General features: G+C 49.3%; 13 protein-coding genes. 10 read left to right on the top strand and 3 right to left on the bottom strand.

Going from position 1 to position 11,873, the window contains the following annotated elements:
* Positions 1 to 13: 13 nt before the first annotated feature.
* On the top strand, positions 14 to 1,558 hold the full coding sequence (locus XMA127_RS01365; RefSeq protein WP_173483795.1) for a bifunctional aminoglycoside phosphotransferase/ATP-binding protein: 1,545 nt from the start codon (positions 14 to 16) through the stop codon (positions 1,556 to 1,558).
* Here XMA127_RS01365 and XMA127_RS01360 read toward each other — a convergent pair.
* Positions 1,522 to 2,148 (bottom strand): hypothetical protein, encoded by a 627-nt coding sequence (locus XMA127_RS01360; RefSeq protein ID WP_173483794.1) that lies wholly within the window; start codon positions 2,146 to 2,148, stop codon positions 1,522 to 1,524. The genes XMA127_RS01365 and XMA127_RS01360 overlap by 37 nt on opposite strands.
* A 52-nt stretch (positions 2,149 to 2,200) precedes the next feature.
* On the opposite strand from XMA127_RS01360, the gene XMA127_RS01355 reads away from it, so the two are divergent.
* The gene (locus tag XMA127_RS01355) at positions 2,201 to 2,515 is read left to right on the top strand and encodes a Rieske 2Fe-2S domain-containing protein (RefSeq protein ID WP_173480258.1); all 315 of its coding nucleotides are present in this window, start codon (positions 2,201 to 2,203) and stop codon (positions 2,513 to 2,515) included.
* Here XMA127_RS01355 and XMA127_RS01350 read toward each other — a convergent pair.
* Positions 2,512 to 3,684 (bottom strand): aminotransferase class I/II-fold pyridoxal phosphate-dependent enzyme, encoded by a 1,173-nt coding sequence (locus XMA127_RS01350; protein ID WP_173480257.1) that lies wholly within the window; start codon positions 3,682 to 3,684, stop codon positions 2,512 to 2,514. The two genes, XMA127_RS01355 and XMA127_RS01350, sit on opposite strands and share 4 nt — an antisense overlap.
* Before the next feature lie 171 nt (positions 3,685 to 3,855).
* Here XMA127_RS01350 and dksA point away from each other — a divergent pair, with 171 nt between their 5' ends.
* From dksA to panC, 6 genes are all read left to right on the top strand, one after another.
* On the top strand, positions 3,856 to 4,287 hold the full coding sequence (gene dksA, locus XMA127_RS01345) for an RNA polymerase-binding protein DksA (RefSeq protein WP_173480256.1): 432 nt from the start codon (positions 3,856 to 3,858) through the stop codon (positions 4,285 to 4,287).
* Positions 4,288 to 4,336: 49 nt separating this feature from the next.
* Positions 4,337 to 5,206 (top strand): tRNA glutamyl-Q(34) synthetase GluQRS, encoded by an 870-nt coding sequence (gluQRS, locus tag XMA127_RS01340; protein WP_173494996.1) that lies wholly within the window; start codon positions 4,337 to 4,339, stop codon positions 5,204 to 5,206.
* Between the two features lie 386 nt (positions 5,207 to 5,592).
* Complete coding sequence (gene pcnB, locus XMA127_RS01335; protein WP_173498842.1) at positions 5,593 to 7,026, top strand: polynucleotide adenylyltransferase PcnB; 1,434 nt, start codon at positions 5,593 to 5,595, stop codon at positions 7,024 to 7,026.
* Between the two features lies 1 nt (position 7,027).
* Complete coding sequence (gene folK / locus XMA127_RS01330; protein ID WP_173494995.1) at positions 7,028 to 7,510, top strand: 2-amino-4-hydroxy-6-hydroxymethyldihydropteridine diphosphokinase; 483 nt, start codon at positions 7,028 to 7,030, stop codon at positions 7,508 to 7,510.
* Positions 7,511 to 7,545: 35 nt separating this feature from the next.
* Complete coding sequence (gene panB, locus XMA127_RS01325) at positions 7,546 to 8,340, top strand: 3-methyl-2-oxobutanoate hydroxymethyltransferase (RefSeq protein ID WP_173482967.1); 795 nt, start codon at positions 7,546 to 7,548, stop codon at positions 8,338 to 8,340.
* 3 nt (positions 8,341 to 8,343) lie between these two features.
* The gene (gene panC / locus XMA127_RS01320) at positions 8,344 to 9,192 is read left to right on the top strand and encodes a pantoate--beta-alanine ligase (RefSeq protein WP_173482968.1); all 849 of its coding nucleotides are present in this window, start codon (positions 8,344 to 8,346) and stop codon (positions 9,190 to 9,192) included.
* Here the strand turns inward: panC and XMA127_RS01315 are convergent.
* Positions 9,189 to 10,022, bottom strand: a complete 834-nt coding sequence (locus XMA127_RS01315; protein ID WP_173498841.1) for a 6-carboxytetrahydropterin synthase — start codon at positions 10,020 to 10,022, stop codon at positions 9,189 to 9,191. The genes panC and XMA127_RS01315 overlap by 4 nt on opposite strands.
* Positions 10,023 to 10,144: 122 nt before the next feature.
* On the opposite strand from XMA127_RS01315, the gene rsuA reads away from it, so the two are divergent.
* Both rsuA and XMA127_RS01305 read left to right on the top strand, forming a co-directional pair.
* The gene (gene rsuA, locus XMA127_RS01310; protein ID WP_173480249.1) at positions 10,145 to 10,843 is read left to right on the top strand and encodes a 16S rRNA pseudouridine(516) synthase RsuA; all 699 of its coding nucleotides are present in this window, start codon (positions 10,145 to 10,147) and stop codon (positions 10,841 to 10,843) included.
* Positions 10,836 to 11,870, top strand: a complete 1,035-nt coding sequence (locus tag XMA127_RS01305) for a methyltransferase (protein WP_173498840.1) — start codon at positions 10,836 to 10,838, stop codon at positions 11,868 to 11,870. Before rsuA ends, XMA127_RS01305 begins: the two co-directional genes overlap by 8 nt.
* Positions 11,871 to 11,873: the final 3 nt, after the last annotated feature.

Genomic DNA, 11,873 nt, shown 5'->3' with positions numbered 1-11,873 from the left:
GTTTAGTCGAACTATGGAATCCACGCTGGTAAACAATCTACTCAATCCAGCTTGCTACCCGCATGAGGTGAGCGAGTTTGAAGTGATTGAGACGCACATCGCGTGGCTTATCAGAACCGGCGAGTTCGTCTACAAAATCAAAAAGCCGGTCAACTTTGGATTTTTAGATTTTACTACACTTGAGAAGCGAAAGTACTTTTGTGAGGAGGAACTTCGCCTCAATCAACGTCTTTCTGAAAATACCTATATTGAAGTTGTGGCTATCGGCGGTACTGAGAGCGATCCAGTGATTGGAGCGACAGGTGAGCCGATCGAATACGCCGTCAAAATGCGTGAGTTTGCTTCAGGGCTACTGCTCTCCGAGCTACTAAACGTCTACAAATTCGACCCCAACTGGATCGATAAACTGGCTGATAAAATTGCTGACTTCCATCAGCGCGCACCCATTGTTGCCCCCGGAAGTCCATGGGGTGAACCCGATAGCATTGCCGCCATTTCCGAAGATAACTACAGGGACATCGATCGTTCGCTTATTCCCGAAGAGGATGCCAAAGAGCTCGACCGTCTTTGGCAGCACATTAAAGATCGTTACCAACTGCTTGAACCCTTAATGCGTCGTCGCAAGCTCGATGGCTCGATTCGTGAGTGTCACGGTGATCTTCACCTGGGCAACATCACCTTAGATGGTGATTCACTCCTCGTGTTTGACTGCATTGAGTTCAACCTAGAGTTCCGTTGGATCGATAAGATGTCGGACCTTGGCTTCCTGTTGATGGACCTAGAGGCTAACGGCCACCCTCGTTGGGCGAACCGTTGTCTTAACCGCTATATGGAGATCACCGGCGATTACGAAGGGTTAATTCTACTGCCCTACTACAAAGCGCACCGCGCGATGGTACGAGCGAAAGTCGCCATGTTGGGCGAGAAACCCAATCTTGCTGAGTTCCAACACTACCTTAAACTGACCGCCGAATACGCGGCTGCGCCACTACCGATGTTGGTGATGATGCAGGGGATTAGCGGCTCCGGTAAATCACATATCTCTAGCAAATTAGCCGAGCTGATCTCCGGTGTTCGTGTACGATCAAGTGCTGAGCGTAAAAAGATCTATCGCAAAGCGTCTCGCGAAGGTGAAAGCCTTGAGATGTACGGTGCAGACATGAATATGCGCACTTTCCTAGAGATGAAGCGCGTCTCTGGCATTCTGTTAGAAGCGGGCCAGACTCTGATTCTGGATGCCGCATACATTCGCCAACGTTCACGTCGACAGTTTCTGCAACTGGCCGAAGAGCTGGGCTGCCCAGCACGAATCATCGCTTGTGAACCCCCAGAAAAGGTCATCGAGGCGCGCCTGGCTAAACGATCTGAAGAGCGTGAAGACCCAACGGATGCCACCATTGAAGTGATGCAAGCGCAAAAACGCGTCGCTGAGCCATTAAGTGAAGAGGAAGAGAAGATCGCCCTTCACATCGATACCAGCGAAGAGAATGCGCACCTTAAGATCATTCAATACTTGATTGATCAGAAGCTGCTACCAGAGACGGTAAACTGCGGATAACCCTCCTCAGTGGGCTCTGCACTCTCGACTTCCACCTCGAACAGTTGCCTTAAGTGAGCGACCGTTAGAACAGAGTGGTCACCCTCGACAACAGAGTCTTGGGTGCCAAGTAAGTAAAAGTAATCCCCCATTCGTGAAGCCAAACTCGCCTCTTGAAGGGTCACAACAACCGCATAGCCCTCCTCTTTAAATGATCTAAGTAGCTCCCCTGCCCGGCGTTTAAACTCCGCATCCATGGCAGTGCAAGGCTCTTCAATTAATATTAGGCTGGGCTCATTGGGGCGACTCACCAAATCACAGGCCAGCTGCACACGCTGCCTCTCTCCTCTCGAGAGCGTTTTAAAGGGGCGCTGCAATATTGATTCGAGTAACAACTGAGTTTTTACCCTTTCACTGCGCGATTCGAAAAAGACTTCATCAGCACCCGAAGAGTGACCGGCCTGCAGAAGCAGAGACGAAACATTCATATCAGGATCAAGATTAAACTTTGAGAGAGACTGGCTTAACTCAGAAAAATGGCCAAACAGATCCACGTCATAGGCCTGTAAAATGACACTGACTTTGTGACGTTTAAAGGGATGAACAGGCATACCGTTTCTCTCTGTAAAGCATTAAAATTTGGAAAAATTTTAGGTGTAACCCATGATTCTCTGCAGTGTATCGGATTTAGTCGACGGTGAAAGCCGTGGTTTTGAACGGGAGGGCCTATCCCTTTTTGTTGTAAAACAGGGCGACCAACTCTCAATTTTCAAAAACAGCTGCCCCCATCGCGGAATTCGCCTAGAGTGGCAACCAGACACTTTCTTGGATGTCGAAAAGCAGTTCATCCAATGCGCCACGCATGGCGCACTTTTCACGATAAACGAGGGTGAATGCATTGCGGGCCCCTGCCCAGGTGAACGGTTAGAGGCGATCCCCTTTGAAATCATCGACGGGAATATTAGGTTAACGATTTAACCTCTAGTGTCGCTGACAAACTGTTCAATTCGGTTAAGCGCCTCATCGATATTGGCCAAAGAGGTGGTGTAAGCGAAGCGAACAAATTTGTGCGCCTGATACTCACCAAAATCGGCACCAGGCGTCGCGACCACGCCCGCCCTCTCTAGTAACTCCCAGCACCAACTAAAGCTGTCATCACACAAGTCTGAAGCATCGGCATAGATATAAAAAGCACCCGCTGGCGTTCTAGGGACTTTAAAACCAATTCGCTTGAGCCCTTCTAACAGGCGATCACGTCGCTGCTGCAACTCCTCTCTTCGCAACTCGAACAGTTCAATCGCATCAGGTTCGAATGCTCTGAGCGCAGCATACTGAGACAAGGTCGTGGGAGAAATGTAGAGATTTTGTGCCATCTTCTCCATTTCAGCCACCGCTGATGCATCCGCTACCAACCAACCCAAGCGCCAGCCCGTCATGCCGAAATATTTTGAAAACGAGTTGATCACGATGCAGTTTGTATCGATGCTAAAGGCACTGGGAGTCTCTGCACCGTAGGTTAGGCCGTGGTAGATCTCATCAACAACCAAGGTGCCACCTAAACGAGAGACCGTTGCTGCAATATTGGCAAGCTCTTGTGGATCGATGACCGCTCCGGTTGGGTTAGCTGGCGAGGCAATAAGAACGCCTGCAGTCTGTTCATCCCAATGCTGCTCAACCAATTCAGCGGTTAATTGGTAGTTCTGTTCATGATCCACGGGAATAGAGACCGCTTGGGCCTCCACTATGCGCAAAAATTGACGATTACAGGGGTAGCCTGGATCGGCCATCAATATCTTTTGATCACGATTGGCTAACAGGGCAAAGGTCAATTGCAGTGCAGCTGAAGCACCTGCTGTGACTAACACATTGTCTGCGGCGATCTTCTGCCCGTAACGCTGTTGGTGAAAGGCTGCAATTTTTTCACGAAGAGCCGAAATACCTGCTGCCGGTGTGTAGGTCATAGGGGTAGTGTCCAGCAGACGTTTTGCCTCCTCGATCACCTGGGGTGCCGCACCAAAATCGGGTTCGCCCGCCCCTAAATGGATGATAGAGCGCCCCTGATCGGCTAACGCATGAGCGTGTTTAAGCAGATCCATCACTTTAAAGGATTCAATTAACTGCGAACGCTGACTCCAACTCTTAGACATATCACCTCCCGATCGAATCGACACAGTATACTTGTTACACCAACAGAGACTAGCCATCTTTATACTGTTCTGGTAACTTCGCTGACTTACTAAAAAACGGACTCTCTCGATCCAACGTATTACCCAATAATCGAGAGCAATAATACAATCACAGGGTACGAGGCAGACACTATGCCAAGCAGTAATACTGAATCTTTTACTCACATTGCGCCATACGACATCAAAGACTCAGAAGAGTACATGAACGATGCGCAGAAGGATCACTTCCGACTTATTCTTAAAGAGTGGAAGCGCGAACTGATGGAAGAGGTCGATATGACCATCAACCACCTTAAGGAAGAGGCTAGCAACTTTGCTGACCCTGCCGATCGTGCCAGCCAGGAAGAGGAGTTCAGCCTTGAACTTCGCACACGAGATCGTGAGCGCAAGCTGATTCGCAAGATCGATAAAGCACTCGAGTCAATCGATGAAGACGATTTCGGCTATTGTGAAGCCTGCGGTGTAGAGATCGGTATTCGCCGACTCGAAGCTCGACCAACGGCAACTCTCTGTATCGACTGCAAGACGCTTGCAGAGATAAAAGAAAAGCAGACAGGCAAATAATAGAAGCGCGGTTTGTACCGCGCTTTTTTATGTCCTTTATATTCATACAATGAACTACATTGGTCGATTCGCCCCCTCTCCAACAGGCCCTCTTCACGAAGGCTCACTGCTAACCGCGCTGGCCAGTTACCTAGAAGCTAAAAAGCATCATGGACTTTGGCTAGTCCGAATAGAGGATCTTGATCAACCACGCTGTCAGCAGGCGCATGAAAAGGCGATTCTTGAAGCGCTAGAAGCCTACGGTCTCCATTGGGATAAAACGGTCATGCGTCAAACTGACCGAATCGATCGCTACACTGATCTCTTTCAGTCGCTCATCGCTCAAGGGCAGGCATATCGCTGTGGTTGTAGCCGAACGGACTTAAAGAGTCGGCACGCCTTACCGCATTACGATCGGTACTGTTTGCTGCACCCTGCCAATAAAGAGCCAACCGCAGTCCGATTTAAAGTGGAGCAATGTTCAGGGTTTGATGACCTCCTTCAAGGCTCTCAGCCGACTCCTTCAGAAGGGGTTGGTGATTTCATTCTCTACCGTCGTGATGGCATTGTTGCTTATCAGCTTGCAGTCGTACTGGATGACTATGAACAGGGAGTGACTGACATTGTTAGAGGGTCAGATCTGCTTGATGAAACGCATAAACAGCGAGCACTGCAGCTCACACAGGACTACCCTCTGCTGAAATATGCTCATTTGCCGTTGGTGTTAGCCGCTGATGGACAAAAACTATCGAAACAGACCTTTGCGTGCGCCTTGCCAACAGAACCATTGGAAATCATTAAACAACTTAAAAAGGCGATGGTTAGGCTTGGGCAGATTGATGAAAAGTGCGATACACCGAGCGATGTAGAGACTTTTATTCAGTTCGCACTAGACGTTTGGGATATACAAAAAGTTCCAAAAGTTATTAAAAACAGCTAGTTATTTAGACTTTGGTATGAAGTGTTAAATTTTTTTCACTTTAGGGTTGAATAGAGCTAATGGATTACCTATAGTCGCTCCACAACAACAAGAAAGGACGGCGCAATACTTAGCTCAAATAAAAATAACAAGAGCAAAAGGTGCCGACGAAATACCTGCTCCGAATAAAAATAAAAATGGAGCATTACTCGATCGTGAGGACTGTCACCGCAAGGGACAATAAAAATAACACCAAATTATTGGTGGCAGCCTCACGCTCGAACCCCCAAACGCAAATCCTACCCCTCTAAAATTCATTTTATATAAGACATTTTCAGACCGGTTATTAATTCTTACTAACTACTGGTAGACTAGCGCCTTTGTATTTTGACTCGAACTGTTTTTAAATGACTTCTCAAATTGTTCTGTTCCTTTTGGGCATTGCCGCGATTGCTGGCCTCTATTTTGCGCTTCGTACTAAAGCGGCACCGATCACTGAAGCCAATATTGAAAACACCCAAGCGGATGATCTAGTCACAGCCATTTTGCCGGAAGGTGAACGTCGCGTTGTTCCCGAGTCGATCCATAACATTCCTCGCCACGCTCTGGATGACAATGCCATGCGTGTCGTCTACCGTTTGCTTGATAACGGCTACGATGGCTATCTAGTCGGTGGCTGTGTACGCGATCTTCTGGTCGGCAAAAACCCTAAAGATTTTGACGTTGCTACCTCCGCAACCCCTGAGCAAGCAGAACCCCTATTTAACCGTGCTCGACTTATTGGTCGCCGCTTCAAGATCGTCCACGTCCGTTTTGGTCGAGAGATCATCGAAGTCACCACTTTCCGTGCCGGACACGACAGCGTTTCAACCTCTAAGGATCAATCACGACAGGCCGCCTCTGGCATGCTGCTGCGTGATAATGTCTACGGCACGATCGAAGAGGATGCAAAGCGCCGCGACTTCTCGATTAACGCGCTCTACTACAACGTTGAAGACAACTCCGTTTACGACTTCGCTAATGGCTACCCAGATCTTCTGGAAAAACGCATTCGCATCATCGGCGATGCTGAAGAGCGCTACCGTGAAGACCCTGTTCGCATGCTGCGCGCCGCTCGCTTTGCTGCAAAACTGAGCTTTGATATCGACCCCGACACCGCCCAACCGATTCATAAACTGGGTGGCTTGATCAGCAAAGTCGCTCCTGCTCGCATGTTTGATGAAGTACTTAAGCTATTACAAACCGGCTACGGCGAAGCCTGCCTTCGCCAACTGCTCCGTTTTGATCTATTTAAGTACCTTCTACCGGCCACTGATCGCATGTTAGGTAGCGATGAGTACCCAGTCGAGCAGCTCGTTAACAATGCGTTACGCAATACTGATCGCCGTCTTGCTCAGGATAAGAGCGTCAACCCCGCTTTTCTATTTGCAGCGATGCTTTGGTACCCGCTGGTGGATCGCATGCGTGATCTTGAAGGACATAAAGACCTACCGCCTCTACAGCGACTTCACGAGGCCGCTAATCAGATCCTAGGTGAACAGGTCCGAGCGACTGCCATTCCAAGACGTTTCTCCACGACGATTCGTGAAATCTGGGAGATGCAGCACCGTCTAATCCGCCGCGATCGTGCCGATCAACTAATGGAGCACCCTCGCTTCCGTGCTGGCTACGATCTATTAGTGTTGCGTGAAGAGAGTGGTGAAGATCTTAACGGAATCAGTGGTTGGTGGACCGAATACCAGAACAGCCAACCCAATGCTCGTCCTCAGATACCCGCTGAAGAGCGCCGCAAACGCTCTCGCCGTCGCCGTCCTAATCGTAAGCCAAAAGAGCAGTCATAAGATGATTCGCGCCTATATTGGATTGGGCAGCAATTTAGAGAATCCTCTACAGCAGGTGGCTGACGCTCTGCGAGAACTTCAGGCGATTCCCAACTCTAAGCTAGTAGAGCACTCCAGACTCTATCGCTCCGACCCAGTGGGTCCTCCTGGACAACCCGACTACATCAATGCGGCTGCTTGCCTCGAGACAAGCTTAGAAGCTGAACAACTGTTGGATGAACTGCAAGCGATAGAGCAGTCCCATGATCGTGTTCGAGTGCAACACTGGGGGCCGAGAACCTTAGATCTGGATATTTTACTCTTTGGTGATCAAGCCATTAACACTGAGCGACTTACTGTACCCCACGCTTTTATGCGTGAGAGAAGCTTTGTCCTCTACCCTCTCGCTGAGATTGAACCCAATTTAGTGCTACCAAATGGTGATCACCTAAGCGAAATTTTGCTGGAATGTCCTATGGGCACACTGGAACCAATCGCACTATAATAGTGCGCATCTTATCGAATAGAGAGACTGATTAAATGAGCACACCAAGCCTGCACCGTTTAATTGAGAAAAAACAGGCGGGAGAGAAGTTTGCGGTTCTAACTGCTTACGATGCAACCTTCGCCCATGTCGCCAGCAGTGCTGGCGTAGACCTGATACTGGTCGGTGATTCATTGGGCATGGTTCTGCAAGGTGAATCCAGCACACTGCCGGTAACGGTTGACGATATGGCCTACCACACTCGCGCGGTGGCTATGGGCAACCAAGGGTCGCTGATCGTGTCTGACCTGCCCTTTATGAGCTACTCAAACACTCAGCAAGCGGAAGAGAGTGCCGCAAAACTGATGCGTGCAGGTGCTCACATAGTCAAATTGGAAGGCGGTGCTTGGTTAACTGACACCATTTCAGCACTCAGCCGCCAAGGCGTACCTGTCTGCGCACACCTAGGTTTAACACCACAATCGGTCAATAAATTGGGTGGATACAAGGTACAGGGACGCGACAATCATGCTGCGACGTTGATGCTTGAGGACGCTCAGCGCTTACAGGACGCAGGCGCAGATATGCTGGTGTTAGAGTGTGTGCCAACCCTACTGGCCTGTGAAATCACTAAAAACCTCGACATCCCAGTGATTGGCATCGGTGCAGGTAATCTTACCGATGCTCAAGTGCTTGTAATGCATGATCTGCTAGGTATTACACCTGGACGGCGTCCCAAATTCGTTAAAAACTTTATGGAAGGTGCTGGCTCGATCCAAGAGGCGATTGAACAGTACGTTGCCGACGTTAAAAGCGGCACATTCCCTGGCCCAGAGCACAGTTTCGAATAATCTATGAAAACCGTTACGACCATTGCCGAGCTTCGAGCTGCGGTCACTGCAGCACGTGCTGCAGGTAAAAAAATCGGCTTCGTGCCGACCATGGGCAACCTTCATCAAGGTCACTTAAATCTTTTGATTCGGGCTCGCGAGCTTTCAGACTTTGTTGTCTCATCGATCTTCGTTAACCCGTTACAGTTTAATAACGCTGACGACTTGGAACGATACCCGCGCACCCTTGAAGAGGATCAGGCAAGTCTGAAAGAGTTTGGCTGTGATCTGCTGTTTGCGCCAGCTGAGGCAGAGGTCTACCCAAAGGGTCGTGATTCACAGACCTTTGTTGAAGTACCAGAAGTCTCTAATCTTTACTGCGGTGCTAGCCGCCCCGGACACTTCCGCGGTGTCACGACCATCGTCAACAAACTGTTTAATTTGGTCCAACCTGACCTAGCGGTATTTGGTCGGAAAGACTTTCAACAGCTGCACGTGATCCGCCGTATGGTCGATGATCTATCGATGCCCATTGAGATTGTTGGGGAAGAGACAGCCCGTGCTGAATCAGGTTTAGCCCTGAGCTCTCGTAACGGTTATCTAACCGACAGCGAACTGGCTGCAGCGCCAGCGCTCTACCAGCAACTGAGCCAAATCCGTGATCAGGTTCAAGCGGGTAGCAATGAGTTTGCAGTGCTACAGGTCAAAGCGAGTGAAGCACTAGAAGAGGCAGGGTTCCGTCGTGATTACGTGCATATCGTTAATCGCAATACGCTTCAGCCGGCGACACCGGATGACACTCAATTGGTGATTTTAGCGGCCGCCTATTTGGGTCACGCTCGTCTAATTGATAATCTGGAGTTCGATCGCTAAGCCGTTGCGATCGAACCCTTACCAATCCCCTCAAACGCACGCACTTCAATCTGTTTGCCAGGTAGGGTTGCAGCAATGGTTTGCGCCAGGTGATTGGCGATCAACTCCACGGTAGATTCCGTGTCGATCATGTAGACCACTGAGGTAGGAAGCGTTAGGCTGAATGTCCCCTGGGGTGCTTGGTAGGCAAAATCGACAGACTGTTCAGTGCGACTGACAACGTGATCTTCTGTCCCTATGTAGATATCTTCAAAGCGCTTTGCCCACTGCGCTTCAAGTGCTAGATCACGCTCACCATCAACTAGAATGTGGATTCTTGAGCGGTGTCCATGAGCGATACGTTGGCAGTTACCCTCATGCTTCTGTAGACCGTGTGTGTAATGGTAGTAGGCACCGTCAATCACTTCCGGGTATAGGGTCACTTTGATACCACTGACCGTTGGAAAGATCGCAGCCAACTCCTGTTCACACCAACGAGCGACGGGTTCAGGCTCTACCGCATCCACAGGAAGGATCTCAAACGCTTGATGTGGCGCGCTGCATCTAAGTGTCTCACCCGATGGGTAGTGCCACTCCACAGTCGTGTTCTGTTCGGCTGAAGTCACCTTTAGGTTAGGTGTCTTATCAGCAATCACTAACGAGTGATCTAAGCCTGCATCAAACCACTGTTTCACGCGCTTTTTAACGATGCCAAAATCGACAATCATCCCCTCATCATTTAATTGGCCGTCCAGCTCTAAACGGACAGCCCAGGACTCACCCACAAGACCGCGTTGTGCGTCCAGATAGGTAAAATCAACATGGGTAAGATCATCAACAAATAGCTTCACACACGACTCCTAACAGTTTGTGCTGCTATTTTAGCGAATCGGGATAAGAAATCACCTGATTGTTCGCAGCCACTGGCTGCTCCGGTATAATGCAAAAATCTTAATTCAGGTGAACCCTTCCTATGCGACTCGATAAGTACCTTGCTCAATCCACCGGTTTCTCTCGTAAAGAGGTGAAGCGCATGCTGCACGCTGAAGAGGTACGAGTGAATGGCGAACTCGAAAAGAACCCCGCACGCAAAGTGGCTGAAGAGGATGAAGTCATTCTGGACGGCTACGAAATTGAAGCCCCGCGTGATCGCTACATCATGCTTAATAAACCCCTGGGTTACGTCTGCTCACACGACGAAGGGGATCATGCATCGGTGTTGGGTCTAATCGAGCTGCCCCGTGTTGATAACCTAACCATTGCCGGTCGGTTAGATGTTGATACAACAGGGTTAGTACTGCTCAGTGATAACGGGCAGTGGTGTCACCGTATCACCTCGCCACGTCATAAGCTGGGTAAGATCTATGAAGCGACCTTGGCAGACCCGATTGATGAGAGCTACATCGAGAAATTCGAGCGCGGTATTCAGCTTAATGGTGAGAAAGAGCTCACTAAACCGGCAAAATTAGAGATTCTCTCTGAGCAGGTAGCCAGAGTGGAGCTGTTCGAAGGACGCTACCACCAAGTAAAGCGCATGTTCGCAGCACTGGGTAACAAAGTAGAAGAGCTGCATCGCGAATCGATTGGACCGATCGCACTGGATGATGATCTCTATGAGGGTGAGTGGCGAGAGCTCACTGACGACGAGGTAGCCAGCATCTTTAATGGCTAACTTCGAATCGCTCATCAATCAGGAGATTCAAGCCAATCCAAACGGCCTTCTGATTGTTGATGAAAACCTCAACCCAAAAACAGTTCAAGCCGCCTCCGGTTGGCAGGCTCTGACCAACCGCTTTGATCAGCAACAAGCACTTTGCGCTCAAGGCTGGCAATGCTCACTCTCTGATTTTGAGTGGCCTACAGACTTAACCACTGATCTTATTCTGTATCGCATCAGCAAAGAGAAGGCGGTTGTTAATCATCTCATCAATTTGGCAGCAGAGCAGTTAAAGTCCGGTGCTCGCCTAATCTTGTTGGGTGATAAATCAGAAGGGATAAAAAGCTACGCCAAAAATGGCCAAAAATGCCTAAACGGTGATCGCTCTGAGGTTAAATTGGGCGGCGATAGCTGGAGGGTCGAACTCACAGTAGGCCAGGCAACAGGCACACCGTTAGATGATCAAGACTATCATAAAGTCCGAGAGGTTTCCAAAGTAAGTGAATACTCACTACTATCAAAGCCCGGTGTATATGGTTGGAAAAAAATCGACCAAGGTAGCCAGCAGCTGATTGAGCGCCTACCTTATATCCTCAATCGTCAGCTACCGATTGGAGCCGATCGTGTGTTAGACCTGGGCTGTGGATCAGGTTATCTTACTCTCGCTTCCTGTAGCCAAGCATCTTTCATCACAGCGACTGACAATAACGCAGCAGCAATCAAAGCGACGCAAGCAACCTTGGCAGCAGCGAACTTTCAGGCTGAAGTTTGCTTAACCAATGCCGGTGAAGAGTTGGCCTCTGAGTACGATCTGATACTATGTAACCCGCCCTTTCATAGTGGTTTTGGGATCGATTACGATTTAACTGACCGCTTTTCGAGAAATGCCGCTAGACTGTTAGCAGCAGAGGGGAAAGCCTGTTTCGTCGTGAACCAGCATGTACCACTGAAACGTATCGCATCAAGCTACTTCGAGTCTGTCGAGCTTGACCAAGATACAGGACATTTTTGCACCTATTTACTGACTAAGCCTAAGCGCTAGAGT

The sequence above is a fragment of the Marinobacterium sp. xm-a-127 genome, from assembly GCF_013283425.1.
Taxonomy (GTDB): Bacteria; Pseudomonadota; Gammaproteobacteria; order Pseudomonadales; family Balneatricaceae; genus Marinobacterium_E.
This window is presented reverse-complemented; position numbering and strand designations above follow the sequence as displayed.

What these genes read in the sequence shown, in the direction of transcription:
- dksA (WP_173480256.1), top strand. Translation starts at nt 3,856, where the DNA reads ATGCCAAGCAGTAATACTGAATCTTTTACTCACATTGCGCCATACGAC.
- rsuA (WP_173480249.1), top strand. Translation starts at nt 10,145, where the DNA reads ATGCGACTCGATAAGTACCTTGCTCAATCCACCGGTTTCTCTCGTAAA.
- XMA127_RS01305 (WP_173498840.1), top strand. Translation starts at nt 10,836, where the DNA reads ATGGCTAACTTCGAATCGCTCATCAATCAGGAGATTCAAGCCAATCCA.
- XMA127_RS01365 (WP_173483795.1), top strand. Translation starts at nt 14, where the DNA reads ATGGAATCCACGCTGGTAAACAATCTACTCAATCCAGCTTGCTACCCG.
- panC (WP_173482968.1), top strand. Translation starts at nt 8,344, where the DNA reads ATGAAAACCGTTACGACCATTGCCGAGCTTCGAGCTGCGGTCACTGCA.
- XMA127_RS01350 (WP_173480257.1), bottom strand. Translation starts at nt 3,684, where the DNA reads ATGTCTAAGAGTTGGAGTCAGCGTTCGCAGTTAATTGAATCCTTTAAA.
- panB (WP_173482967.1), top strand. Translation starts at nt 7,546, where the DNA reads ATGAGCACACCAAGCCTGCACCGTTTAATTGAGAAAAAACAGGCGGGA.
- pcnB (WP_173498842.1), top strand. Translation starts at nt 5,593, where the DNA reads ATGACTTCTCAAATTGTTCTGTTCCTTTTGGGCATTGCCGCGATTGCT.
- XMA127_RS01355 (WP_173480258.1), top strand. Translation starts at nt 2,201, where the DNA reads ATGATTCTCTGCAGTGTATCGGATTTAGTCGACGGTGAAAGCCGTGGT.
- folK (WP_173494995.1), top strand. Translation starts at nt 7,028, where the DNA reads ATGATTCGCGCCTATATTGGATTGGGCAGCAATTTAGAGAATCCTCTA.
- XMA127_RS01360 (WP_173483794.1), bottom strand. Translation starts at nt 2,148, where the DNA reads ATGCCTGTTCATCCCTTTAAACGTCACAAAGTCAGTGTCATTTTACAG.
- gluQRS (WP_173494996.1), top strand. Translation starts at nt 4,337, where the DNA reads ATGAACTACATTGGTCGATTCGCCCCCTCTCCAACAGGCCCTCTTCAC.